Origin of the sequence: Evansella sp. AB-rgal1, assembly GCF_041820985.1 — a bacterium.
In the GTDB taxonomy this organism is placed as follows: domain Bacteria; phylum Bacillota; class Bacilli; order Bacillales; family Salisediminibacteriaceae; genus Evansella.
On record NZ_JBGUAU010000008.1, the window covers coordinates 1 to 25,976 of the forward strand.

Genomic DNA, 25,976 nt, shown 5'->3' on the forward strand with positions numbered 1-25,976 from the left:
CTATCCTTACAAGTGAAATAAAATAAGCGGAGAATTTCCGTTTAAAATCAAAATTCACCAAATTTCTTGGCAAATAAGTGGAGTTTTTCCGCCTATGCAAAGGAAATACCCCCTTTTTAAATTGATTCGAGTCAATAAGTGGAATTTCTCCGTTTATTCTGACTGTTTTCCGTGCTATTTATAAAATAAGGGAAAATTCTCCGTTTATTTATTCCATTGAACATTGCTCCTCGTTTCTTTCATTACATTGCTTAAAAAATTCTATATATCTTTTCATATACTGAAATAATCCAAGTCCTTCCCTTTCCCATTAAAATTCTCACGGCAAATCACATCACAATCACAGGAAGGATATATTTATTTCCACCTATGCGAAAAGAGATGTGAATTACTTTACTTCGTGATTTCAAATCTATTTAGTAATAAAATACTGATATAACAATAAAACAAATGTGATTGCTTTGTGAATGGATTGTTTGCACCTTTGAAGTAAACCTGTTACAACTTTTGACGGGTTTCTTTATTTTATAATCATCACAGCACAGCAAGCCCTTTTCGCAACCTTATGACTAACACTACCTAATACTAGTTCTTGCAGTCGATTACGACCGCGACTCCCTACTACAACAAGATCAAAGTCATGATTATTTGCATGTTTTACGATGGCAGGACCAGGCTCACCATGTAAATATTCCACTTGATATTTTATATTTGCTTCTTCTATTTTTTCCACACTAGGTCTAATTTTTTCTTTTCGTTTTTCTTGGGCACCGAGAGTATTCCAATTCTTTAACACATCGGATTTGGAATCATCAGCAACATACACAATGTGAATGGTTGTTTCAGGATTACATTTTGCAACTTCTATCGCTTTTTCTGTAGCACGAACTGCGTATTCTGAACCATCCGATGCTAATAATATTTTGTTAAACATTTTATCCCTCCTTTTGTTAATGACTACTTAATTTATGCCGCAGCTTATTCACTAAAAGTGTACTCGCTTCATTTAATCCTGTAACTTCAACTTCCGTACCATTTTCTTCAAACTTCGTGATAATTTTTTCCATAGCTGCAACTGCAGAGTCATCCCATATGTGAGTGTACGTAAAATCTAGGACAACTTTATTTATGTCTTCTTTAAAATCAAACTCTGAAATAGGCTCTGTCACTGACGCAAAGAATAATTGTCCCTTAATAAAGTAGGTGCGTTTTTCCTTGTTTTCATCCAGTTTACTTTTGATTTCCACTTTTGAAATTTTTGATACAAAGAAAATAGCACTTAATAAAATACCTGCAAATACCCCTTTTGATAAATCATGAGTAAGTACTACAGTAACAACAGTCACGACCATTACTATAGAATCCGTAGCTGGGACGATCAACAAAGTTCGTAATGAATTCCAATCAAATGTACTAATAGAGACCATTACCATTACTCCAGCTAGTGCAGCCATAGGTATTTGAATAACGATGTTACCTAATATCATAATCAGTAATATCAATACAACTCCAGCAACTAATGTTGACAATCGACCGCGTCCGCCCGATTTCACATTAATGACAGATTGACCAATCATCGCACAGCCCGCCATTCCGCCAAAACAACCAGCAACGATATTGGCTATACCTTGTCCTCTACTTTCTCTGTTTTTATTACTATCTGTATCGGTCATATCATCTACTATACTAGCTGTAAGAAGTGATTCCAAAAGACCAACGACAGTTAAAGCAAATGCATAAGGAAAGATAATCGCTAACGTTTCGTATGATAGAGGAACTTGCGGAAATAGAAAAATCGGAAGGGTACGGGTCAATGTTCCCATATCACCCACCGTAAACACATTCGTTCCTGAAGTCATAACAAATGCCGTAATAACTACAATCGCTATTAACGTAGATGGAATTGCTTTTGTAATATAAGGAAAAAGGTAAATAATCGCAAGTGTAGCTAAAGCTATAGCTAAAACAATCCAGCCTTGACCGAATAAGTGAGGAATTTGAGCCTCGAATATTAGAATTGCTAATGCATTTACGAAACCAATCATTACCGAACGGGGGATAAATTTCATATATCGAGCAAGTTTTAATAAACCAAAAATGATTTGTAATACTCCCGTTAATATGGTTGCTGCTAATAAATACTCCAATCCGTGTCTAGCTACAAGATCAATCATTAGGAGAGCCATGGCTCCAGTAGCAGCTGATATCATCCCTGGTCTACCACCAACAAAGGCGATGACTAGGGGAATTAGGAATGATGAGTACAATCCAACCATGGGATCAACGCCAGCAATAATAGAGAACGCAATTGCTTCAGGTATTAATGCGAGAGCAACAACGATTCCAGCTAGAATATCTCCTCTCATGTTCCCAAACCATTGTTCTTTTATCGATTCCACAATAAACCTCCTCTTTAAGTAATATCTTTACTTAATTTGTGAAAAAAAGGAAAGTTTATATTGGAAAATAGTAGAACATTTATAATCAAGTTTTCACCCTATAGAAATGTAGAGGGGGGGAATTAAAAAAATGCCTGAGAGTAGCTCAGGCATTTTCTTGAAATAATTCTTAGCGTTTTACGTAAGCAATTCCATCTGGGTGGATCCCAACATCTATACGTCCTTCTTCTTTTAAAGTAGCCATATTAATGATCGAGACATCATTTGTTTTATTATTTGCAACGTAGGCATATGAACCATTTTGGTTAAAAACAATTCCCCCAGCCCAAACGCCTACAGGAAGCCGTTTAATTTCCCATGGACGTACTTGTCCATTAATATGTTGCTCTGTTTGAATGATAGAAACATCACCTGATTCACGATTTGCAATCAAAGCATACTTTCCGTCTGGTGAAAATACGAGTCGGACTGGAATGCCACCAACACGGCGTTTAAAGAGTACTTCATATGTTTTTGTATCAATCACAAATAACGTGTTATCCTCTTGGTTCGCAACATAAAGGTGCTTTCCATTTGGATGAACAGCAACCCCTTCTGGTCCAGGACCTACTGGAATATGAGTGACAATTTCTTCTTTTTGAACATCCATGACAGTAATGTTGTTGCTGCCAATGTTCGGTACATAAACTGTTTCTCCATCAGGCGAAAAAGAAATCATATGAGAGTATTTTTGATATGTTGGAATAACTTTTTCAATCTCATCTGTTGCTGTATTAATGATAAAAACCTTTTCGCTATATGTAGATGCTAAATATAATTTCTTTCCGTCTTTTGTAATACCAACACCATGTGGAAAATTGAAATCAGGGTGTTCTAGTCGCTTCACAATTTCGAAAGTATCATTATCAATAATATCTACTTTATTTCCTAACGAACAGGCCACATATGATTTTTTTCCGTCTAAAGTAACTACTATCTCATGAGGATTATGACTTGTTTCAATCGTTTTTATAACCTCGTTTGTCTCTAGATTAACGATAGATATCGTATCTTCATCCTTATTTAGTACGATAAGATGTTCTGACATGTTCTCACTCCTTAACATTGTAATATAAAAATCTTATCATATATATTTCGATAATAGAAATAGTTTGTAGAATAAATATATATAAGTGCTCACCTATGAGTTTAACTTTTTATATTGGTGTCTATTTTGTAAAATATTATACGAAATGAAAGCATTAGTGAGAATTTAAAAGTAATTTAGTTATGATAGTCGTTTTTCACTAACACAATTTATGGCAACACTGAACTCCCTTCATATCCCTATAAAAAATGTTGATGATATAAAATAAGTATCAACGTTTTCATTTGAATAGTACTTTCTATTTACATATGTGCGTGTAAACTATGGTATAACTATCATTATGGTCTATTTCTTTATTTGTTATATGTATTGGACGGTGTAAATAATTTGGGGAAATTTAGCTATTTAAAAAATATATATTATGGCTGGGTAATTGTTTTGATTGCTGCAATCGGTGTGTTTTTCTCAGGACCTGGTCAAACGTATTCTAATTCAGCATTATTGATCAGTATATAAATGACTTTGGTTGGTCTCGTTCACAAGTATCGGGTCTATATTCTGCAGCCACACTCGTTGCAGGGTGCATTATGATCTTTGTGGGTAGATTTATAGATAAACTTGGGCAACGATCAATGATGGTAATTGTCGGTACATTTTTAGCAATTGCTTGTTTCTTTAATAGTATCGTTTCCAGCATGTGGATGCTGGCAGTTGGTTTCTTTCTTATACGCTTATTAGGTCAGGGGAGTATGGGGCTATTATCAAGTACTCTTGTTGTCCAATGGTTTGTTAAAAAAAGAGGGTTGGCACTAAGCATCATGTCATTAGGTGGTTTTCTTAGTGCTATGTTATTTCCAATTATAAATACATGGATCATTGAAACATATGATTGGCAAACAGCTTGGAGAGTTTGGGGAATTGCACTGCTTGTTATCTTTGTACCAATTGCATTCTTCGGTGTACGCAATAAGCCTGAAGAAATTGGATTAGTTCCTGATGGAAAAGAAGGTAAGGAAAAAACAAAGAAAGGTTTGCTAGGAATTCCAGTAGTGCAAGCAGAGCAAAATTGGACACTGAAAGAAGCGATGAAGACAAGGGCTTTTTGGGCTATTCTCGTGTGTGTTGGAATCCCCGGAATGGTGAATACAGGTATCACCTTTCATATCATTTCTATCTTTGGCTCCAATGACTTATCACCACAAATAGCAGCAACTGTTTTAAGTTTAATGGCGGTAGTTGGGATACCGATGACGTTAGTTTCTGGTTTTTTAACAGAGAAAGTGAAGACCAATTATTTACTTACTGCTATCTTTGTTATAGAAATTATTCTTTTATTCCTTCTTATTTTCGTAACTAATTATTCTTTAGCAATTGCCTTTGGGTTGCTTTGGGGAATTGCTGGAGGACTTGAAAGAATAGGACTAACTATCATTTTGCCAAACTATTTTGGAAGACGATATATAGGGAGTATTAATGGATTTGGTGTAACAATGGGTGTTATCGGATCTTCTCTAGGACCGCTTCCATTTGGTGTAGGGTTTGATCTATTTAATAGCTACACACCGGTCCTTCTTGGTATACTTATTTTTCCAGTTATCGGTGTTGTTTGCTCATTGATAGCGAAGAAACCAGTAAAATTAGATGGAACTATAGAAACTCATTAGAACCACTTTTATGAGAATAATGAAATTTGCAATAGTGAAGAATCTGATCGATCTAAAAAGGATTGAGACGTTACTCCGTAATTCTCTATAAGTAGCCAGGATTCAACGAAGAGTTGTATTGCTGGCTACTTTTTTTGTGTTTACCTTTACTAGTAGCTGATTACGCTTTTCTCATTTTCCTCATTGAAAAACTTCCAAGACTAACCTGCGTATTACGTTAATTGTAAAGGCATCATATAAGAGAAAGGAGGAGATTAATAAATGAAAAAGTATGCAATTTCTATTTCCATGGCAACCCTACTACTAGTAGGTATGACTGGTTGTGGAGATATGAATCAAAACAATGACGTAGGTGCAAATAATTATCATACAGGCCAAGCCGGACAAAATGATACCGGATTATTTGGTGGGCAACAAACAGGGCAGAATAATCAAGGCGGTACTGGGTTGTTTGGAGGACAAACAAATAACCGTAACCAGGGTGGAACAGGAATGTTCGGTGGACAAACTTCCGACCAGAACAACCAAGGTGGAAAAGGAATGTTTGGGGAACCAATAGGTCAGAACAATCAAGGTCGAACGGGAATGTATGGCGGACAAACAACTGGTCAAAATAACCAAGGTGGAACATGTTCGAACGGTCAACGCTACTTTGGTAGCCAAGCAGCAAGCCAAAATGGGAATGAGCATTATGGTGGACAAGCTCAATCACTAGACACTGAAACAAGTCAAACAATAGAGCGTTATTGTAATAGACAACTTGGAATTGAAACAAATAACAATGGTGGAAGAACGGGAACTCAAAGATAACAACTAATGTTAACAATATTGATACATTAAATACCAGCTAATGCATAACAAGCAATGGTTCTATACGAGCCATTGCTATTTTTATCAATTTGTATCAAGCAAGCAATATTATATATTCGATTAATCAAATAGTTTATCCAAGAAAATTTAGTGCTATTTTGATAAAATGATAAAAGCTGCTTGTCATTCAAAAACAACAAAGGAGCTTTCATATTTCAAATAAGCCATTCATAATTTAGGTGTAATGGATAGTTATCTGAGTATAGAACTATCTCTCAACAGAAGGAGACCAGCATGGAGAAAACGTTAGATCATATTGGGGTAGCAGTTAGAAATATAGAGGAAAGTATTCAATTTTATATTAAAGTATTAGGCGGGGAATTAATTGATCGATATACAAGTGAAGCAATAGGAGTTGAAAGTGAGATTGCAATTATGGAGGTGAACGGAATGCGAACAGAGCTCCTGGCACCTACCAATAATACCACATCTCCTATTGCTAGATTCATTAAACAAAAGGGAAAAGGAGTTCATCACCTAGCATACCGAGTGGATGATTTAGATGAAGCATTACAGGAATTGAGGAAGCAAGGAATTCGGGTAATGGAAGAGACGTTGCGTATCAACAAGCACGGGAGGCGTCTTATTTACTTAAATCCTGCTGATACAGAAGGAACCATTATTGAGTATTGCGATTATCCTGATAGAACCTCTTAATTACAAAATAAAAAACAGGATAGTTACTGTAAAAATTTTATTATCATAGGAGTACATAGACGTAAAGGCATTTGAATTAGTGAGAGGAAATAGTCTAATTAATGTGCTAGTAAGCTATTTATAAGGAATAATGGTGATGAACGTAAATAGGAGATAGTGTAGGCACTCACTTACCATAGTGAGTGTTTTTAATTTTTGTAGGGTTTAAAAATTACTTAAAAAGGAAGAGTGAGTGTACTTTTTCATATACAGTTTGTCCTTATATAGTATCCGAACCTAATATACAATATAAGAGTATTGGTAATTTTGAATAGTATAATTGGGTATTTGTTGAGCGTTATATATTAAATATATTTTATGGAAAAACATTGTAACCTTTTCCAAGTTGATACGACTAATTAGAAATTGAATGTAAGGGAGGGGAAAATTTGAACGAAGAAAATAAAACAGAGGAAGAAATTCGCCATATCTATCGACAATATTTTAAAGAGGTCTACCATTTTATTGTTTCATTTACAAATAATCATGATGAAGCCGAAGATTTAACTCAAGAAGTTTTTATTAGACTGTTTAAATCAATTTCTAAGTTTAAAGGAGAATCAGAATTACAAACATTTATATTTTCTATTGCAAGAAATGTGGAGGTTGACCATTATCGAAAAGTAAAAAGAAGAATGATTTTAGGAGATTTATTCTTGAAGATTGTACCATCTAACAACAAATCGACAGAAGAGATAGTAGAACATAAAGAATCTATATCTGAGGTCTATAGCTATTTACAAGAATTAAAACCAAGTTATAGAATAATTGTAATTCTTAGAGGGTTAAATGAGTTTTCCATAAAAGAGACCGCTAGTATCTTAAATTGTTCAGAAACAAATATTAAAGTTTCTTTTCATAGGGCACTGATGATACTTAGGAAAAAGATGGTTACAGGAGGAGACTTTAAGGGAGAAGGGTGGCTTAATAATGGGAAATAAGGATGATAAAGATATATTGGGAAATCTACGAAGAAATAAAGAATCTATTTTTATTCGAGAAGGTTTTGAAAAAGAGTTAGAAGAAAAACTAGTTCGCCGTTTTACTAGGAAAAATCAAAACAAATTATTTGTACCTAGTTTAGCAACAATATTTGCTACAATTGTTTTTTTATTATTAGTTGTAAGTAATGACAATGTATTTGAAGAATCACAGACGTCAACTACTACTGACGAGCCATTAGTATATATTTATCATACCCCCACACACGAATCGTTTTTTCCAGAATTAGAAGAGAAGGATGATAACAACCTTGCCACAGCTTTTGATAAAACTGTTAATATTACTTTATTAGGTGAACATTTAGGTAAAACATTAGAAAGTAAAGGTATTCCGGTATTATGGGATGATACAGATTACACGAAAATGACTGAAGAACAAAATCTTGAATTTGGTGAATCCCATAATGTGGCTAGGGAAAATATAAACACTACTATAAATAATCATGATAGTATAAAAATGGTTTTTGATATTCATCGTGATAGTCAACGGCGAAAAATAACAACTACTACAATTAATGGTGAGGAAGTCGCTAAAATCGTTTTTGTAATTAGTAGAAATCATCCAAACTATCAACAAAATTTAAAATTTGCTCATAAACTCCACGAACTTCTTGAGGAGCGGTATCCTGGACTGTCAAGAGGAGTATATATACCTGCGTCTTCATCTTCAGAACGTAACTCAAATTATAATCAAGATCTACATGAAAAATCTGTCCTACTTGATATAGGTGGTGTAGATAACACACTACAGGAAGTAAATCGATCTGTAGAATTCTTAGCGGAGATTATTGGTGAAATACTTAATTAAAAGGAGAATATAAACTTGACTACAAAAATTATTGTTAGCTTTCATATTGAGTCTACTTTTGATCCTGATCTTATATTTAAACACTTTAACCCTAATACAATTACAAAAAATCTCAAAGTAATCCCCATCTATTATCAAAAGTATGATCCAGATTTTTCAGGAAATATAATAACGAAAATTCCGAGCAATAATTACACTGCTTCTTGGATATATCGTATTGCAGATATAGTTAACGAGGAAGAAGACGAATGTTTTGATTTTGTGTTAAAGAGATTATTAACGGAAACCATTTCGTCTTTATTTACAGTGGAAAAGAAGAAGTTTATTAGAAAAATAATGAATGATTATGATGCATGTTGTTATTTAAGAATTTCTTGTTTTGATTTGGGTGATTATATAACGCGTATCAATATCCCTAAAGAAGTGATGAGGAATTTAGCCGAGACAAATGCAGAAGTAGAGGTATGTTCACATAGCAAAAATATAGATCATTATAAGGCTTACAAAGAGCAAAAATTATATCAATTCTAAACACGCCAACTATCTCCGTTTGAGAGTAAAATACTATGTATGTAGATGTATATTAATATTAGATGTAGGACGATATTCTAGATATCAACTGAGGATGTTCCAATAAAATTGGAGCATCCTCTTTTTGAAATCAAGGAACCCATACAGCAATTTTGAAATAAAAAATCCTATAAAGCAAAATGCCTTATAGGATTTGTGTTTTTATGTATGGTGAGACTGATTGGGATTGAACCAACGACCCCTTGCCTGTCAAGCAAGTGCTCTCCCACTGAGCTACAGTCTCATTTAATTAAAGGTATCAATTGACAGAGCAGTATACTTATCAATCAATAATTACTAATATATAAGATTATGTGCTAATAGTCAATAGTTTTCAAACGAAGTTGATAGAAAAACAGTCGCCTTCTAAATTACAGTCATTTGAACTTACTGTCTAAGTTTTATAGCTATCCTGAAATAGCATTTTTATGAAAACAAAAGGTCTATTCATCGTACGTATAGCGAACAACATACCGATCGTTACTAAGCTTACGAACTTCTACCCAAGGGCCAATTTCATACCCGTTTTCCCAGTTGTCTTCGATCTTTGCCTTGAGGCAACTTGCTTGGAATTTGGAGTTGAATATTTGCTTGAAATAAATCCAGCGTGTTTTATTCGGAAGAGATTCTGATGGGTTCACTACAATTCACCTCATAAGTAATTTCAGTCAATGAACAAAATAATAACATTAGTTGGTAAAACAATCAAGAAACACCTCTAGATGAAATGTTTTCCTAGAGGTGTTTTAAGGAAAGTGAATTTCTTTTTATATTATGCAAGCTTTTGAAAAAGTTTCTATCCAATTCGTTCTTCGTCGTCTCTTCGTTTGATTTCTTCTTCCCGAAGCTGTTCCTGTTGATCGCGTAATCGGTGCGCTAAGCGACCAGATGCGTTTGCTGCGATACTACATATTAAATCATCTAGAAATGTATTCACGCTAGAATCCGATTTCGTATCTAGTTCTTTAATAATTCCTTTTTTCTCTTTATCTAAATACCCAAATGTTGTAACCGCAATGCTCCCGTATCCAAACACAGATCCTAACGCAATTGTTTCATCAACACCAAATAATCCTTCATCCATTTCTACAATAGACTGCAGAGGCTCAGATAGCATTTTTTTCTCTGCTAATTTATCTAACTCGATTCCAACTAAAACTGCATGTTGAATTTCGCGCTTTTCTAACACTTTATCAACACTGTCTATACATTCATCCATCGTTAGTTGGTTGTTATATGGATATTGCATATCGAATACAACTTGTGCGATATCTTTCATTGTAACTCCACGCTCTGCAATTAAATCTCTTGCTGCTCTTTCAACAACACGACAGTGTACCGGTTCTCTATTTGCCATCTTCTCCACTCCTCCAGTAAATGCTTTCTAGTATATTTTACCATAGTTAAGAAAAATCAAATAATTTTACTGTTCACTGAGTGTTTTCTTTATTTTACGTGATGTAGGCAGAAGTTGTGACAGAATACTTATTTGTATTAAAATTGAAGGGAATTATGCATTTTGTGTAGAAACTATAGTATATATAAGTCAGCTAACAATGGAGACTATGTAATTTAAAGATTGACTTCCATACAAGTGAAAAATTTGCACCATGGCGGATGAAAGTTGTAACTTAGTTAAGTTAACAATACATATGATCAGGGAGTCATAATAAAGAGTAGCTAAAAGGAGGAATATGATGAGGTACGGTATCGCTTTGTTTCCATCAAAAAATTTGCAGGATGTAGCTAATTCATTTCGTAAACGCTATGATTCACACTATACAAAAATTCCACCGCACTTAACACTTAAAGAAGCATTTTTTGCGGAAGAGGATGAGGCAAAAGAAATTATCTCGTATATTCGTCAGGTTTCAAAAAGCGTATCTCCATTTACAATGGAAGTATATAAATTTAGCTCCTTCTTTCCTGTAACAAATACGATCTATATGAAAGTGAAGGAAAACCCTACATTATTCTCTCTTCAAGAGCAGCTAAACGCAGGAATTTTATCACATAGTAGTGATTATCAATTTGTACCGCACATTACTATTGGGCAAGATATGGACAACGATGAGTGTTCCGATGTATATAGCAGATTACGTTTAGAAACGATACATCATGAAGAAACCGTGGACCGTTTTTCCTTACTATATCAACTAGAAAATGGCACCTGGACAGTATATGAAACGTTTTTATTAGAAGGGAAAGAGTAGACTTTGGATGCAGTAATAGTAACTACAAAAGAACAATTAGAGGATGCATATACAGTTCGTCGAACAGTTTTTATTGAAGAACAAGGTGTACCAGAAGAAATTGAAATTGATAGTCACGAAAAGGATTCCATACATTTTGTGGTTTATGATGGAGACCTAGCAGTTGGAGCAGGACGACTCCGTTTCGTTGATGGATACGGAAAAGCCGAGCGTGTATGTGTCATGAAGGAATATCGGAAAAAGGGTGTAGGATATTTATTAATGAAAAAAATGGAAGAAAAAGCATTAGGAGAAGGGAAGCACGAATTAAAATTAAATGCTCAAACCCATGCTGAAGCCTTCTATAATAGAATCGGGTACGAAACTGTTTCTGATCTGTTTTATGATGCAGGAATTCCCCATGTAGCTATGAAAAAAGAGTTGAACTAACTAATATAAAATCACTAGAGCAGCTGATCATAAAGTATCAGCTGTTTTCTGTTTGGAATGAATTAATCTTCTTGCAAATTTGAGAAAACAATAATATAGTTTAGATGTTTATAATAGTCATAATTACCTATTACATAATTAGTGTTGTTTACGTATTAATCTGATGTTTTTATAAAGAAGGAGAATTAGTATGGACTTACAATCGGAAAGACTAAGAATCATACCTTGTACGAAAGATTTAGTAGCAAACGTTGCAGATAGGTACAAAATTGGTCCTCATATACCTTTGTATTTAGCGCAGTTGCAAGAGGATCCCTCTCAATTAGGATGGGGCGTCTGGTTTGTGATTGAAAAAGAAACGAACCAGCTCATTGGCGATATCGGATTTAAAGGGAAACCTGATATGGAGGGTACCGTAGAGGTTGGATATGGATTTATCCCTTCTGCTCAAAAGAAAGGTTATGCAACAGAAGCAGTCCACGAAATTATACAGTGGGCATTTACTAGTGAAGAGGTTCAAAAAGTAATTGCCGAATGCTATCATGATAACTTTCCATCCATCCGAGTGCTAGAAAAATTAAACATGAAGAACGTAGAAATAGAAGAAAATTTATTAAAATGGGAATTGAGAAAGTCTTGCTAAATGTGGCAAGGCTTTTTCTAATATCAATTGTTCCTTTGCTAACACTCTAAAAATTATTGACGAATATTTATTAGGTTAAGACTGTCTGTGTGGTGTTTTCTGATGTATGAATTTGCCAATATTCTGCGATACTAGAGAGAGAAGCTAATCATGGAGTGTTGTATATGAAACGTATGGCAATTTTTACTGTATCCATAGGGGAAGGACATCACCAAGTTAGTGCTGCATTAAAAGAAGAATGGGAAGAGCGGGGATATGAAGCAGAAATTATCGACATTTTTTCTCTAATGTGTAGTAAAAAAGCTGAGAAAATTCGAAAATCGTATTTTCAAAGCATTAGATATCCTATACTTTGGGATACCACTTATAGATTAACGAATTGCAAGCTGGCCGGACTATTAGTGAAACCACTAATTTTTTTATGGTGGAAAAAGGCTGTCGCAAAATGGACAAATAAGTCATATGACATCATCGTTACAACACACCCAATAGCAACACAATTAGGTGTCATGCTAAAAAAACATGTGACTCGACCGATAAAATTATTTGCTGTGTTAACCGACTTTTCAACACATTCTTTGTCTTTTTCTAAAGAAGTTGATGCAATCTTTATTGCTAGAAAAAATGAGTTAGGAATTCTAAAAAACAAAGCGCCGAAAAATAGATTCTTTTCACACGGAATTCCGTTAAAAAAGATATGGGATCATTCATGGGAAAGAAACGCATTACGTAAGAAGTTGGCACTCTCTGAAGAAGAACAAATTATTGTTGTTTCTGGTGGGGGAGAAGGTGTTATTTCCAAAGAAATAATCTGGTCTATTCTTGAAAAAGATACGAAGCCAAGCACTGTACTATGGTTTTTAGGAAAGAAACAGACGGAGATTCCACCGCGAGTAAAATTAGACAATGGTACAGAAATCCGATATTTTATTTTTTCAGATCAATATCATGAATACGTTAAGGTAGCTGATTTTTTTATATCAAAGCCTGGTGGTGTTTCCATGGCGGAAGCACTTGCATGGGGAATTCCAACTGGCATCCTGTGTCCACTTCCAGGACAGGAAAAAATAAATCAAACCGTTTTGGCTGCATACCCGACAATGATTATGTTGAATAAAGAAACCAACCTATCTTCTATCATTAAAAAACTGGACAAATCCCCCAGAAATAAGACAGGGGAGCTTTCAAGAGTGAAAGTGATTGACGAGATGATTAACTTAGTGGAATCAGATCAAGTGACACAAAACCAACATATTGCAACGAAAAGGTGGTTCACTTCTTTTGGTCGAAAACGAGAATGGAGCTCCTGACACCAATTATATACACTTGCATTTCAGAACATTCGTTCGTATAATGTTAGTGAGAACGAATGTTCTATTTTATGTATTTTAAGGAGGATATTGTGTTGGAATCAATCATTAAAAAGGCAAAGGAATCTGGTCATCCAGTAGTATTGATGTACTTATCAAAAAAAGGGTTAGTAACAAAACGAATGGTGACCATTGAGGGGTACAGTGAACAATGGATGCAAGGCTATTGCCATCTGCGAAAATCCTTTCGTCGTTTTCAGCGAGAAAATATCCTAGCAATCCTCCCAGCATCTTATAACGAAAGAAAGACTCAAATACAATAGAGATTATTGAAAGCGCATGTGAGTAATAACCTACATGTGCTTTATTTTTTCATCGTCCATGTTAAAATTAGGAATTTCTCTCCGGTTAGGGAAGATGGAAAAGTGGAATTAGGCGCTATCTATCTTATTCCTACCCATCAAGGAAAAGGGATTGGTACAGCGTTACTACAAAAAGGGGTGGATGAGATCATTACATTCAATTAATTTTCTAGGTAATTTTTATTGATTTGAAGGCGATCGCAAAAAGATAAGTTTCATTTTTTGCGATCGCCCTTTTTTATTTTCTGTTGTTATGATGTAGTATTAATATTATTTTATTGTTGAAATTTAACCCCATTTTCTACCTTTCTTACTGTTGCTATCACAAGTCTGGTCATTAGCGACTTTAAAATGAGGCCAAAAAATGTATGATACCATTTCCATTTATTGCTCCATTTAATTAAATCTGTATTCTTCACTGCCCAAAGTTCTATAAGAAAAGGAGGTATTGTAATGAGTACGAGTTTATAAATAATCGGGATAATTTTATCTTTGTATGTCAACTGATTGTACCAAATTGTAAAAGTAGGATAAATGAAGCAGTCAAATAGTATATGGGTATCGAACGATTTTGAAAATAATCGTAAGGGATATTTCACTATTTTATAGTTTGCCAATGTATTATCGATAAGAATGTTGGTAAGGGCATTAAATAAATAAACGATAACCCAATCTTTAATTGGTGGTTTTCTTAGAAGTAAGGGAATAAGTAACGCTAAGTTTAGAATAAGTGAAATTCGTAAGAACTTCCTTTGAGGTTTATTTCTCTTCATATATGTCATCCTCTTCTGAATCAGTTCTTATTATGATGCTCACCATTTTGCTTTAATATGTAAATTACCTGCTTTAAGGCTTAAATATAATTCTTTTCTTATGCTAAAAACAATTATGTAAATTCTTTTATCAGTACTAACTTTTTCTTTGAAGCCGTATCGACCATGTCAAATTAAAAAAAAAAAACCTGTTTTCACATTTATAGAAAACAGGTGTAATACTAGGAATATCATTTTAATTTTGAAAAAAAGTGTCTGAATTCAATGATTAAGGTTTATAGGTTATTTTAAGCTTTCGTTGCAAAAACTTCTGTCCACTCGTCTTTATGAGCAAGCATTTTCTTCGCGATTTCTTTCGCGCCTTCCAAAGAGTGAGATGCAGCCCAACCACATTGAATTTCGTTACATGCTGGAACTTCTATTGCGACAAGAACGTCATTCAATGTTTTCTCAAGAAGCTCAAGAACGTTGTCGTAGTTGTCATCATTGATAATTGCAAGATAAAACCCAGTTTGACACCCCATTGGACTAATATCTACGATTTGGGAATGATGATTGCGGCTAAACTCTGCCATCATATGTTCCAAAGAGTGTAGCCCAGGCATATCCATATGCTCTTTGTTTGGTTGACAAAAACGAATATCATATTTGAAAATCTTGTCTCCGTTTGCACCCTCTGTTGTTCCTGCCAAACGAATGTATGGTGCTTTTACTTTTGTATGGTCTAAATTAAAGCTTTCCACGTTCATCTTCTTTGTCATATTTTTTCCTCCTTAGATTATAGCGATAGTAACAACGATGAAAAAATGGAGTGTAGCCAGTAAATCTTGGGTTCTTTCATTAAGTATGTTTTCTTTTATTCTAGCTTTTCCAATTTCATTATAAACATTGTATCAGCCAGTACTACTGTTTTACCAGCTTTTTCATAGATTTGTATATCGTCATTTCGTAGAGCAAATTTCTTAGATTAGTTGATCAACCAATTCGAATCAATCTCTCTGTACATAAAAAATCGCCTACCGAACTTAGTAGGCGATCTACAAATTATATCTTTACGTTAATATGGATCAGACGGATGACCCTTTTGTTCTGCTTCTGCTACCGCTTCATCCATCTTGGAGTGAGTACCTTCTCCAGCTACTTTGATTCCTTCTGCAATTCGCTTTCCGTAGCCCTCATCGCATTGTGTTAACATATCAACCATGCGATCTTGGATTTCTTGTCGACATGAAGCTAAAGCACCAGAAAGGTTGGAAATAAGTTCCTCTCGTTCCCAATCACTAAAACGACGATACGTTTCTCCAGCTTGGCCGAAGTTGTTTTCACGAGAAATCTTTTCTCGCTGTAAATTACCTTCTACATAAGGCTCATGTTCTTTCCCTGGATTCTCCGCTTCCTTTAAACCTCCAATTACAGAAGGTTCATAGTTAACGTGTGGATTTTGATGTTTTCCAAAATCTGTACGGAAATCCATTTGGCCACCTTCCTGATTTGTAGCCACATGTTTTTTCGCTTTGTTAATGGGAAGTTGTAAGTAGTTCGAACCAACTCGATAACGTTGTGTATCAGAATAAGAGAACGTTCTTCCTTGGAGAAGTTTGTCGTCGGAGAAATCAAGTCCGTCTACAAGTACACCAGTACCGAACGCAGCTTGCTCTACCTCAGCAAAGTAATTTTCAGGATTTTTATTTAAGATCATTTTTCCAACCTTATGCCATGGGTAATCTTCTTTATACCAAAGCTTAGTAGGATCTAATGGATCGAAATCTAATTCAGGATGCTCATCATCTTCCATTATTTGCACGTATAATTCCCATTCGGGATAATTTCCATCTTCAATGGCTTCATATAAATCTTGAGTAGCGTGGTTAAAGTTTTTTGCTTGAATACTATCTGCTTCTTTTTGAGTTAAATTTTTGATTCCCTGAACAGGCTCCCAATGATATTTTACTAACACAGCTTTTCCTTCTTCGTTTATCCATTTGTATGCATGTACTCCAGAGCCTTGCATTTCACGGTAATTAGAAGGAATACCCCATGGGGAAAACAAGAACGTGATCATATGCATAGATTCTGGTGTTTGACATAAGAAATCAAACATTCTCTCAGGATCCTGAATATTTGTCACAGGGTCAGGCTTAAACGAGTGGACCATATCAGGGAACTTTAAGGGATCACGGATAAAGAAAATCTTCAAATTATTTCCAACTAAATCCCAGTTTCCGTCCTCTGTATAAAATTTAACAGCAAATCCTCGTGGATCACGTAACGTTTCTGGTGAGTTTCCACCATGAACAACCGTGGAGAAACGAACGAATACAGGAGTTTGTTTTTCTGTATTAGTAAAAACTTTCGCTCTCGTATATTTCGAAATGGGCTCATCTCCAAGTTTACCATAGGACTCAAAGTAACCATGTGCTCCTGCTCCACGTGCGTGTACGACACGTTCTGGAATACGTTCACGATCAAAGTGTGTTACTTTTTCTAAAAAATCATAGTTTTCTAATGTTGTCGGTCCTCTATTTCCAACAGTGCGAACGCTCTGATTATTCGTAACAGGGTGACCTTGACGATTTGTTAGCATATCGTCTGACATTGGCTTTTCATCTCTTTCATCTCGCTCATGCTTCATAAAATAAACCCTCCCTTATGTATGTAATACAAATTTATTTTTCACCAAAATAGGTATAATATTCCTAATTTAGTAAACTTGATTAAATAAAAAACTCAGGATGCACTGCATCGCTGAGTAAGGGGAAAACTTTATCAATCTTTTATAAATCCTATCTTTTGAAAAAACTCCTTCATTTGCGTTCTCTTAGGTGTTTCAAGCATACTTGCCATTTGTTGTGTCCAGCGATCCTTTCGTTTCCCGTTTGTACGTTGTTCATAGTAAGAGGAAATCGTCTTATTATACTCATGTAACTGTTCAATGAACAATTTTTCATTTTCTTGATAAATTTCCTCATGATATACATTTTCCATAGGCAATCTTGGTTTTTGCTCCGTATCGGATGAGGGAACGCCAACAGCAAGTCCAAACAAAGGAATGACGTGAGAAGGGAGCTTTAGCAATGTAGATACTTCTTCGATTTCGTTTCGAATTCCTCCGATATAACAGATTCCCAGCCCCATAGATTCTGCCGCTAATGTAGCATTTTGAGCTGCAAGGGATGCATCTACGACCGAAACCAAGAGCTTTTCTGTTGTTTGCAATGACTTTTCTACATCAACATTCTCCATTTTTCCAGAAACTTTATGGCGATGGAGGTCAGCACAAAAGACAAAAAAGTGACCATTTTTTTCTACATAAGATTGATTTCCCGCTAACTTTGCTAATGTAGCTTTTGTTTCTTTCTTTTTGATGCCAATAATCGTATATGCTTGTATGTAGCTAGAGGTTGATGCCATTTGTGCAGATGATACAATTGCTTCAATTTGCTTGTCCGATAAAGGTTCATCTTTAAAACTACGAATGGAACGGTGATCTATTATTGTTTTAATTACATCATTCATATTATCAAATCCTCCTATAAGTCTTTTTGATTAGTGTATCATACATTGGTATTTCACAAGAATCATACAGCATGTAAAAACGGGAAGTATGTTTACTCCCCGTTATCCCAAAATTAAATTATGATTTTGTTGTAAAGAAGCTGCCAACTTGTTTTACAATTGGAGTAATCTGGTTTCCTACTTTCACTACTTGGTCAATAGTTGTAGATGCTTTTTCAAAGTCAAATTGACCATCCTTGTTTTTAAAAGCAGCTAAGAACCCTGGTCGTTGTGCGCCTTGATATGGGTGACTGTAGCCGCCGTACCCACCGTGAAAAACAGGAGGCGGTTGTTGGCCGAATTGTTGCTGTCCTTGTGGCATCTGTCCGTACTGGTTCCCATATTGTGGTTGTTGTGCATACTGTGCCTGTTGTGACTGTGCTTGCCCTTGTGGAGGTTGCTGTTCTTGTTGTACAGGTGCTTGTTGTTGAGCTTCTTGACTCTGTTGTTGTTGTTCTGGTTGAGGTTGCGGTTGTGGTGCTGCTTGTTGCACAGGTACTTGCTGCATTGGTTGTTGAGACTGCGTCATTTGTTGCCAATAATGATGTGGTGGATATTGCTGTTGTGGATATCCATTTTGTCTAAAGAAATTAGGGGGAAACATCCTTCATCCCTCCTTAATCAATCTGAATTCTTTTTCTTTTGTTTGGAATACGAATAGTCAGTAGACCATCCTTTAACTCTGCCTTCACTTCCGATTCATCAACAACAAAAGGTAACTGTACGACTCTCTCTGCACGTTCATACCTACTATTGTGTCTTATAACCTTGTTCTTATCATCTTTCTGCTCCAATATTTCCTCCGCTCGAAGACTAATACGAATGTAGTTACGATAAATATCTAATGATAGCTGTTCCTTATTTACACCTGGAAGCTCCGCCTCAATGATGTATTCGTTGTCTGTTTCATATTGATTTGTTGGAATGAAGCGCGGAGACTGTAAGTGACGAAAAGCATCTTGGAAAAAGGAATCTAACGAATTTAAAATATCGCTAATTGGTCCTTCTGGTAAGGAAGGTCGGTTCTTATCAATACTCACTGGACATCACCTCACTATTTTTTCCAATACTATCTTATGAAACAATGTACCCGAAAGGTTGGGTATATGAGGAGAAAAACAATTTTTTTCTTCCACTATATCCTATTTATGTTTTAATGATATTGAAACTTGTTTATGTAAAAAAATGAAACTATTTAAAGAATAGGACGTATGGATATCATTCATAAAAAACAGATTAGTATCAGGAGACTCGTAAAGAGAAGGGGGGGGGCGTATGATAATATGATAAGTGCGGTACTTTTGTCATTAGTGCCAATTTTTATTGCAATGTTGTATGAATTGGTGCAAATAATGGTTGGAAGAGGGGTTTATAAAGACTATATTGTTAGTGAACTTGTTATTATTTTGTGTGGCTTATTTGCTGTCATCATAGGTTTCATTGAATCGTTTCAATTTACTATTCCGAGTCAAGTTCTATTACTTCTTTTTTATTCCATTCTTATTGTTAGTGTTATTGTTGTCATTTTAGTTAAAAAGCGAGAGTTAGTTGTCCATAATGGATCTGTCGATGAGTTTCTTGAAGTTTTTAAACGAACACTTCATGAGCAAAATATTTCTTATAAACTTGGTAAGGAAGGGAAGACGGGGAGTACGATTCATTACATAATAGACGATGATACCGATGTTCGGATAGCTTGGAAATCACATTTTTTAAATCAAGATTATCAACACACTATTCAAGTGCAATATTCTGTAGGTAGTATCATAGAACCTTTTGTTCCCATAATGGTAGATGTGTTACGTGAAAAACGAATGGATCGTTCCTTTAGTAGGAGAGTAATCGTTCATGGAGTTGCACTTATTTTTATTGGAGCAGTTTATTCGTTCCTTTATCATATTTAAAAGGTAACCAGAATGTAAAACTTTTTTGGACTTTGAAAGGTGCCTAGCTCCAAGCTTCATCTGCTCCTTTTCTAAAAAAGTATGGATTTGACAATGCTAGCCATTCTTTACTGTGAACACAGTTAAAGAGAGGGTATACTCATATGAGCACCCTCTTTTCTTTTATTTTGTAAACTTTATTTGGCACTAAGTGTTATTGAGCAGCCCTTTTAGTTTCTGAAAGTTGGCAATTTTCTAATTGTAGTACTCTATCTGCACCTTCAATAATGGTCGGATCATTACTTGTCATAATAACAGTCGAGCCTTTTTTCTTCACAAACCTCATTAACTGAGTTAGCAGTTCGTAGCCCTCTTCACCTGTTAACTCTTTCGTTGGATCATCTGCTAATATAAGTTTTGGGTTAGTCATATAAATTCTAGCAATTGTTGTTAATATTTGTTCTTTCGTATCTAATCCTTCTAATGTTTCATTCATGAGAGCATCTGTAAATCCTAGATCTGTTAATATCTGCTCTGCTTGTAATTCCATTTTTGGATACAAAGGGTCATCCTGAGAAACTCCAATTAATACATTTTGCTTTGCTGTTAAATAAGGAATGAGACAGCCTTCGTCTGTAACAAAACCGATTGTTTCTAAACGCCACTCAGGACGTCTTGTAATACTCAATATGTCTTCTCCAAAAATTTGAATAGTACCTTTGTTTGGTGGCGTCATTGCTGCAATCATACGAAGTAATGTGGATTTCCCAGATTGCTCTGCACCAGTTATAACGACGAGTTCCCCCTCAGAAACCCTTAAATTCATATTGTTGAACAGAATTTTCATTTCAGAACCGTTATGAAATTGTTTTAAAACATTTTGTAAGTCGACAACAAACATGGATGGTTCACCCCCACAACATAATGTAACTCTATTGATAACTAGAAACTCCCTTAGTACTATTAAAACATTTATATGCAACGAATGAAACCGCTATCATCAAAAAAGTTTGACAAATTTATATACATTTATGTAAAAGAACATATCCAATATGGTAAATAAGAAAAACGTTGTTATTTTTTGTACTTACCACTATTTTTGAATTAATAGTGGTTTTCTCATATCGGTGCTTTTTTATTAAATGAAATTACGTTTTGGTTGATATGTACAATAAGGTTCATCTGTCATCATATTACCTGTTTCGTAATAAGCACGTGCTCTGCAACCTGAACAAACATTGACGAATTCACAAACTCCACACTTTCCTTCCAATGAATCCTTCGAGCGTAATATATGGAAGAGTTCTGAATCATTCCATATTGTTTGTAATGGTTGTTCTAATAGATTTCCCGCTTCTAATGGTAAATAACCACATGGACGCACTCTCCCTTTATGAGATATAAAGAATACACCTGAACCTGCTAAACAGCCCTTGGTTACAGCAGACATACCGTGCGCATTTCTTGTGATTCGTTCCCCTTTTTCTTTCGCTTTTTCCCTCATTATTCGATAGTAATGAGGTGCGCATGTAGCACGAATCTCAAAACTTACTTCTCTAGACTTCTCATAAAACCAGCTCAAAACATCTTCGTATTCCTCTGCTGTAAGCATATTTTCTTCTACAATTTCCACACCACATCCAACAGGAACTAGCATAAACAAATGAAGAGCATCGACATTATTATACTCAGCTAATTGAAGCATTTTCTCTACGTGATCAACATTATGCTTTGTAATGGTAGTATTCATTTGTGTTTGTATACCTATGCTTTGGACAGTTTTTAACCCTCGCAAAGCATCATCGAAAGAACCAGGTAAACCTCGGAACTTATCATGAATACTTGGACTAGGTCCATCGAAGCTAATCGCAACTCGTCGTATTCCAGACTGTTTTATTTTTTGTGCTACTTTCTCATTGATTAATGTACCGTTGGAGGCCATTGCCAAAGTTATTCCTTTTTTATTTGCATAGGAAGCGATTTCGAAAAAATCTGGACGATATAATGGTTCTCCCCCTGTTAATATTAAAATAGGATTCCCTAACTCAGAAACTTGTTCAACTACATCAAAGGCTTGTTTCGTCGTTAACTCGTCTTTCGCTCTTATGGGTTGAGCAGTTGCTCGGCAATGAATACATTTAAGATTACAGCCCTCTGTTAACTCCCAGAATATAATTCTCGGTTTATATATCTCGTTAGAAAAATGTACAAGGTGTTGCGGCAATTCATGTGTTTGTGTCATAGTAACCTCCTAAGTTCACTTAAAGAATTAGGTAGACAGACCTTATAGTAAGAATATCCTTTCATAACCAGAAATTTCAATCTCAATGTGAAATATTCACATAAACGTCAAAAAGTTAATAATATTATATGAAAAAAAGAATTGGAAAGTATTAAACCATCATTCGACCGTTATAATTCTACTTCTTGAAAACGACGTAGATTTCTTTTTTCGCCGATAATCACCATGATATCTCCCTCTTGTAATGCATCGGTAGGTTGGGGAGTTACATCTACTTTTTTATTGTGAATAATGGCAAGGATGGTACAGCCGTATTTTGCTCTCGTATCAAGATTAACAAGAGTTTGTCCATTCACTTTTTTCGTGGCTAATATTTCTAAAATACTATATTCAGGGGAAAGGTCTATATAATCGATAACTTTTTCTGATGATAAAAATTCCGCGACGCGCAATCCCATATCTTTTTCCGGTTGAAAAATACGGTCTGCTCCTATTTTACTGAGAACTTTATGATGATAATCATTTTGTGCTTTTACTAATACATTCTTTACTTCGAATTCTTTTAGTAGTAACGTGCACAGGATACTAGCTTGTATGTTATCTCCAATTGCTACAATCACGTATTCAAAATTGCGGATGCCTACTTCTTTTAATAACTTTTCATTCGTTCCACTGCCAACCACAGTATGGGTAGCATAAGGAGAAATGTTTTTTATTTTTTCTTCCCGATGATCAATTGCTAAGACTTCGTGATTCATCAAATATAATTCTCGACAAATACTTCCACCAAATCTACCTATTCCAATTACCGCAAATTGTTTTTTCATGTAATTCCCTCATTAAATTCGAATGATTCTAGACTATTTTCTCCACTTCTAATACAATTTAATAACAAGATTGTAACGTTTCAACGTTATGTTCTATTATTTCCATTTCCTATTGGTATTCATTCACTAGGACAGGAATATGCGAGATTTTTGGTTCCATTATTTTTATGGAATAGTATAATGGAATTGTTGCAGTAAAGGATGGTGTATTACATTGTGGTATGAGAAGTATCTAATATTTGAATGGACAGAGATTGGAATTGCACTTGGAATTATTATTTTATTTCACGTTTTCCGGAAGTTATTTACTACATATATTTTTAAGCTTATTTTACGCATGTCTCGCAAAGTACCTACGGAAATGCTGACAAACGTTCTTCTATCATTTGAAAAACCTATACGTGTTTTCTTTACGTTTATTGGTTTTTATGCAGCGTTTCTATATTTGCCATTTCCAGAGGCATTCAATGAACCAGCGAAAAGTATAATTATGTCTTTTGTAATAATTAATATTGCGTGGGGACTATACAATTTATCTGCTAGTACATCGACTGTCTTTGTGAAAATTGGAGATCGATTAAATCTAGAAGTAGATGATATATTACTTCCGTTTATTTCTAAGTTGATTCGCTTTGCGATTGTTGCGATGGCGCTAAGTATCATCGCAGATTTGTGGGGCTATAATGTAAACGGCTTTGTTGCTGGTCTTGGTTTAGGTGGACTGGCCTTTGCATTAGCGGCACAAGACTCTATTAGTAACTTCTTCGGAGGTGTCGTCATCATTACAGAAAAACCATTTTCGATAGGGGATTGGATCGCTACTCCTAGTGTAGAAGGAACAGTAGAAGACATAACGTTTCGAAGTACAAAAATCCGTACCTTTGCTCAAGCACTTGTAACTGTTCCTAACTCCAAATTGGCAAACGAAGCGATCACAAATTGGACGAGAATGGGGAAAAGACAAATTTCTTTCAATTTAGGAGTGACATACTCTACCCCGAGAGAAAAAGTAGAGCGGTGTGTTCAGAGAATTGATGACATGCTTCGAAATCATGATGAAATTGACCAAGAGTTAATTATGGTTCGTTTTAATGCGTTTAATAATAGCAGCTTAGATATTTTTCTTTACTTTTTTACAAAAACAACGAAGTGGACGGAGTTTCTGCGTGTTAGAGAAAATGTTAATCTTCGTATTATGTCTATTTTACAAGAAGAAGGGGTTTCAGTAGCTTTTCCAAGTCGCAGTATATATATGGAGACACCAAGCAAGAAAGAAACAAAATAGAAGAGTAACTGGATTTTTTTATCGGTTATAATGAAAATATATCGTGGGATAGAGAAGGAGAAGTGTAGAGATGGAGAAGAAAGTAATCATTTATACTAGTGAAGGTTGTTCTTACTGCTCCAAAGTAATTGAAATACTACAGGAAAACAATGTGAGTTTTGAGGAAAAGAATATTTCTAATAATGGTCTACACTTTAAAGAATGGAAAAAGAAAGATGTAATGGGAACACCAGCTACATTTTTTGATAATAATACTGTAGTAATGGGGTTAGATAAGAACAACTTACTGAGAGCCATAGAGGATTTTAAAAGTAAATAAGCAAATATAAAACTGACGAGTTCTTCGTCAGTTTTTTGCTTTCATTTGAAACTTTTCTATAGCTATGTACGTCTTATATAGTAGGAAATAGTTGGTGGGATGGTCAGGAGTTGCACCTGCTCAGTTCAGCTTCGAATAAAAGCTTGACCTTTGCTTTCTCAGCTTCATCCCTTGATAAATATAGTATTTCTCTATTAAAGAAAAACATACAAAAAAGTTACTAGAATAATTTGGTAACCGAAGAATATAGTTAGTAGAGAATGAAGATTAATTTACTACATAACAGGGTATGCCAATAATAAGGGAGGGATCAAAAGCATGAGAAGGAATATAAAATGGATCATCAGCGCGAGTGCACTATTCTTGTTTATATCTGCATATTATTCTTTTTCATTTGCAGCAGAAGAAACTCCAAATAGTCAAGCTAATGAAAATGAGAAACTTGACTTTCTAGTAGATAAAAAACAAGTGAATTCTTCCAATGATAAAAGGATGGAAGTAATAACTCTTTCAAACAGTGATAATGATGATAAAGCACTAGAGCAAAATAAAAGCACAACAGATTTTGCATCGATTTTTATAGAGAAAGAAATTGGATTGGGAGATGTTAGAAAAAAGCTATTAGATGTGTTCGGTGAACCACTAGAAGAAGGAATGTATGAAGGTGGTCACTTCTATGATTATGGTGATAAGACGTATTTCGTTAATCCAGAAACCGAGCAAATAAATGCTATCGCAGTTCCAGGTGAAAAAATTCCAGAGAACGTATGGTTAGAACTGGAAGAAAGCTTAAAAGACAGTCTGAAACTAGAGGGAATGAACGAAATGGACGGTCTTTGGATGGAAATATATGATTGGAAAGAGTATGATATCCTGGTAGAAAGAATAGAGGAAGGTTCATCACCGATCTATATTTGGTTACTTGAAGACTCCCTTTTTACTGAATAGTATTAATAATAAGCATGGCTATATGCGTAACGGGATTACTTCAGTGGTGCAAAACAGAGAAACACAGGCAATTTCACACGCTAAATCACACA

General features: G+C 35.0%; 31 protein-coding genes and 1 tRNA gene. 17 read left to right on the plus strand and 15 right to left on the minus strand.

Going from position 1 to position 25,976, the window contains the following annotated elements:
• Positions 1-520: 520 nt before the first annotated feature.
• The 3 genes from ACERII_RS08100 to ACERII_RS08110 form a co-directional block, all read right to left on the minus strand.
• Positions 521-934, minus strand: coding sequence for a universal stress protein (locus tag ACERII_RS08100; RefSeq protein ID WP_373641430.1), 414 nt, complete (start codon positions 932-934; stop codon positions 521-523).
• 16 nt (positions 935-950) lie between these two features.
• A complete protein-coding gene (locus ACERII_RS08105) occupies positions 951-2,366 on the minus strand; it encodes a SulP family inorganic anion transporter (RefSeq protein ID WP_373641731.1) in 1,416 nt (471 codons plus the stop codon).
• Between the two features lie 202 nt (positions 2,367-2,568).
• Positions 2,569-3,486 carry a YVTN family beta-propeller repeat protein gene (locus ACERII_RS08110; protein WP_373641431.1) on the minus strand — a complete coding sequence of 306 codons (918 nt, stop codon included), beginning with the start codon at positions 3,484-3,486 and terminating at the stop codon, positions 2,569-2,571.
• A 387-nt stretch (positions 3,487-3,873) separates the two neighbouring features.
• Between ACERII_RS08110 and ACERII_RS08115 the strand changes: the two genes are divergently transcribed.
• From ACERII_RS08115 to ACERII_RS08145, 7 genes are all read left to right on the plus strand, one after another.
• Complete coding sequence (locus ACERII_RS08115) at positions 3,874-4,002, plus strand: hypothetical protein (protein WP_373641433.1); 129 nt, start codon at positions 3,874-3,876, stop codon at positions 4,000-4,002.
• Positions 3,999-5,150 (plus strand): MFS transporter, encoded by a 1,152-nt coding sequence (locus ACERII_RS08120; RefSeq protein ID WP_373641733.1) that lies wholly within the window; start codon positions 3,999-4,001, stop codon positions 5,148-5,150. Before ACERII_RS08115 ends, ACERII_RS08120 begins: the two co-directional genes overlap by 4 nt.
• 261 nt (positions 5,151-5,411) lie before the next feature.
• Positions 5,412-5,960, plus strand: a complete 549-nt coding sequence (locus ACERII_RS08125; protein WP_373641434.1) for a hypothetical protein — start codon at positions 5,412-5,414, stop codon at positions 5,958-5,960.
• A 294-nt stretch (positions 5,961-6,254) separates the two neighbouring features.
• Positions 6,255-6,677 (plus strand): VOC family protein, encoded by a 423-nt coding sequence (locus tag ACERII_RS08130; RefSeq protein WP_373641436.1) that lies wholly within the window; start codon positions 6,255-6,257, stop codon positions 6,675-6,677.
• 428 nt (positions 6,678-7,105) lie between these two features.
• Entirely contained in the window at positions 7,106-7,657 is a 552-nt protein-coding gene (locus ACERII_RS08135) for an RNA polymerase sigma factor (protein ID WP_373641437.1), read from the plus strand.
• Positions 7,647-8,525 carry a stage II sporulation protein P gene (gene spoIIP, locus ACERII_RS08140; RefSeq protein WP_373641439.1) on the plus strand — a complete coding sequence of 293 codons (879 nt, stop codon included), beginning with the start codon at positions 7,647-7,649 and terminating at the stop codon, positions 8,523-8,525. Before ACERII_RS08135 ends, spoIIP begins: the two co-directional genes overlap by 11 nt.
• A gap of 15 nt (positions 8,526-8,540) precedes the next feature.
• Positions 8,541-9,056: a DUF4279 domain-containing protein gene (locus tag ACERII_RS08145; RefSeq protein WP_373641440.1), complete on the plus strand. Its 516-nt coding sequence runs from the start codon at positions 8,541-8,543 to the stop codon at positions 9,054-9,056.
• 208 nt (positions 9,057-9,264) lie between these two features.
• Here the strand turns inward: ACERII_RS08145 and ACERII_RS08150 are convergent.
• The 3 genes from ACERII_RS08150 to ACERII_RS08160 form a co-directional block, all read right to left on the minus strand.
• Positions 9,265-9,339 (minus strand) — tRNA-Val (locus tag ACERII_RS08150).
• 199 nt (positions 9,340-9,538) lie between these two features.
• The gene (locus tag ACERII_RS08155) at positions 9,539-9,736 is read right to left on the minus strand and encodes a hypothetical protein (protein WP_373641442.1); all 198 of its coding nucleotides are present in this window, start codon (positions 9,734-9,736) and stop codon (positions 9,539-9,541) included.
• 155 nt (positions 9,737-9,891) lie between these two features.
• Entirely contained in the window at positions 9,892-10,452 is a 561-nt protein-coding gene (locus ACERII_RS08160; protein ID WP_373641444.1) for a phosphatidylglycerophosphatase A family protein, read from the minus strand.
• Between the two features lie 340 nt (positions 10,453-10,792).
• On the opposite strand from ACERII_RS08160, the gene ACERII_RS08165 reads away from it, so the two are divergent.
• The 6 genes from ACERII_RS08165 (at position 10,793) to ACERII_RS08190 (ending at position 14,217) form a co-directional block, all read left to right on the plus strand.
• Positions 10,793-11,308, plus strand: a complete 516-nt coding sequence (locus ACERII_RS08165) for a YjcG family protein (RefSeq protein WP_373641445.1) — start codon at positions 10,793-10,795, stop codon at positions 11,306-11,308.
• A 3-nt stretch (positions 11,309-11,311) separates the two neighbouring features.
• Positions 11,312-11,737, plus strand: coding sequence for a GNAT family N-acetyltransferase (locus ACERII_RS08170; RefSeq protein WP_373641446.1), 426 nt, complete (start codon positions 11,312-11,314; stop codon positions 11,735-11,737).
• Positions 11,738-11,927: 190 nt separating this feature from the next.
• On the plus strand, positions 11,928-12,380 hold the full coding sequence (locus tag ACERII_RS08175; protein WP_373641448.1) for a GNAT family N-acetyltransferase: 453 nt from the start codon (positions 11,928-11,930) through the stop codon (positions 12,378-12,380).
• A gap of 164 nt (positions 12,381-12,544) precedes the next feature.
• Positions 12,545-13,690, plus strand: a complete 1,146-nt coding sequence (locus ACERII_RS08180) for an MGDG synthase family glycosyltransferase (protein WP_373641449.1) — start codon at positions 12,545-12,547, stop codon at positions 13,688-13,690.
• A 95-nt stretch (positions 13,691-13,785) separates the two neighbouring features.
• Complete coding sequence (locus ACERII_RS08185; RefSeq protein ID WP_373641450.1) at positions 13,786-14,013, plus strand: hypothetical protein; 228 nt, start codon at positions 13,786-13,788, stop codon at positions 14,011-14,013.
• A 102-nt stretch (positions 14,014-14,115) separates the two neighbouring features.
• Complete coding sequence (locus ACERII_RS08190) at positions 14,116-14,217, plus strand: GNAT family N-acetyltransferase (RefSeq protein ID WP_373641452.1); 102 nt, start codon at positions 14,116-14,118, stop codon at positions 14,215-14,217.
• A gap of 110 nt (positions 14,218-14,327) precedes the next feature.
• Here the strand turns inward: ACERII_RS08190 and ACERII_RS08195 are convergent, their stop codons facing one another.
• The 6 genes from ACERII_RS08195 to ACERII_RS08220 form a co-directional block, all read right to left on the minus strand.
• On the minus strand, positions 14,328-14,825 hold the full coding sequence (locus ACERII_RS08195) for a CBO0543 family protein (protein ID WP_373641454.1): 498 nt from the start codon (positions 14,823-14,825) through the stop codon (positions 14,328-14,330).
• Between the two features lie 287 nt (positions 14,826-15,112).
• On the minus strand, positions 15,113-15,586 hold the full coding sequence (locus tag ACERII_RS08200) for an S-ribosylhomocysteine lyase (RefSeq protein WP_373641456.1): 474 nt from the start codon (positions 15,584-15,586) through the stop codon (positions 15,113-15,115).
• A gap of 296 nt (positions 15,587-15,882) precedes the next feature.
• The gene (locus ACERII_RS08205; protein ID WP_373641457.1) at positions 15,883-17,457 is read right to left on the minus strand and encodes a catalase; all 1,575 of its coding nucleotides are present in this window, start codon (positions 17,455-17,457) and stop codon (positions 15,883-15,885) included.
• Positions 17,458-17,591: 134 nt separating this feature from the next.
• Positions 17,592-18,341 carry an oxygen-insensitive NADPH nitroreductase gene (nfsA, locus tag ACERII_RS08210; protein WP_373641458.1) on the minus strand — a complete coding sequence of 250 codons (750 nt, stop codon included), beginning with the start codon at positions 18,339-18,341 and terminating at the stop codon, positions 17,592-17,594.
• Between the two features lie 118 nt (positions 18,342-18,459).
• A complete protein-coding gene (locus ACERII_RS08215; RefSeq protein WP_373641460.1) occupies positions 18,460-18,984 on the minus strand; it encodes a YppG family protein in 525 nt (174 codons plus the stop codon).
• A gap of 13 nt (positions 18,985-18,997) precedes the next feature.
• Positions 18,998-19,420, minus strand: coding sequence for an Hsp20/alpha crystallin family protein (locus ACERII_RS08220; protein WP_373641462.1), 423 nt, complete (start codon positions 19,418-19,420; stop codon positions 18,998-19,000).
• A gap of 243 nt (positions 19,421-19,663) precedes the next feature.
• Between ACERII_RS08220 and ACERII_RS08225 the strand changes: the two genes are divergently transcribed.
• A complete protein-coding gene (locus ACERII_RS08225; RefSeq protein WP_373641465.1) occupies positions 19,664-20,284 on the plus strand; it encodes a hypothetical protein in 621 nt (206 codons plus the stop codon).
• A gap of 193 nt (positions 20,285-20,477) precedes the next feature.
• Here the strand turns inward: ACERII_RS08225 and ACERII_RS08230 are convergent, their stop codons facing one another.
• The 3 genes from ACERII_RS08230 to ACERII_RS08240 all read right to left on the minus strand — a co-directional run bounded on the left by ACERII_RS08230 (position 20,478) and on the right by ACERII_RS08240 (position 23,332).
• Positions 20,478-21,164: an ATP-binding cassette domain-containing protein gene (locus tag ACERII_RS08230; RefSeq protein ID WP_373641466.1), complete on the minus strand. Its 687-nt coding sequence runs from the start codon at positions 21,162-21,164 to the stop codon at positions 20,478-20,480.
• Positions 21,165-21,401: 237 nt separating this feature from the next.
• A complete protein-coding gene (locus ACERII_RS08235; RefSeq protein WP_373641468.1) occupies positions 21,402-22,505 on the minus strand; it encodes a radical SAM protein in 1,104 nt (367 codons plus the stop codon).
• Between the two features lie 170 nt (positions 22,506-22,675).
• Positions 22,676-23,332, minus strand: a complete 657-nt coding sequence (locus ACERII_RS08240; protein WP_373641469.1) for a potassium channel family protein — start codon at positions 23,330-23,332, stop codon at positions 22,676-22,678.
• Between the two features lie 214 nt (positions 23,333-23,546).
• Here ACERII_RS08240 and ACERII_RS08245 point away from each other — a divergent pair, with 214 nt between their 5' ends.
• The 3 genes from ACERII_RS08245 (at position 23,547) to ACERII_RS08255 (ending at position 25,884) form a co-directional block, all read left to right on the plus strand.
• Entirely contained in the window at positions 23,547-24,617 is a 1,071-nt protein-coding gene (locus ACERII_RS08245; RefSeq protein ID WP_373641471.1) for a mechanosensitive ion channel family protein, read from the plus strand.
• Positions 24,618-24,687: 70 nt separating this feature from the next.
• On the plus strand, positions 24,688-24,936 hold the full coding sequence (locus ACERII_RS08250) for a glutaredoxin family protein (RefSeq protein ID WP_373641472.1): 249 nt from the start codon (positions 24,688-24,690) through the stop codon (positions 24,934-24,936).
• A 318-nt stretch (positions 24,937-25,254) separates the two neighbouring features.
• Positions 25,255-25,884 carry a hypothetical protein gene (locus ACERII_RS08255; protein ID WP_373641474.1) on the plus strand — a complete coding sequence of 210 codons (630 nt, stop codon included), beginning with the start codon at positions 25,255-25,257 and terminating at the stop codon, positions 25,882-25,884.
• The last annotated feature ends 92 nt before the right edge of the window (positions 25,885-25,976 follow it).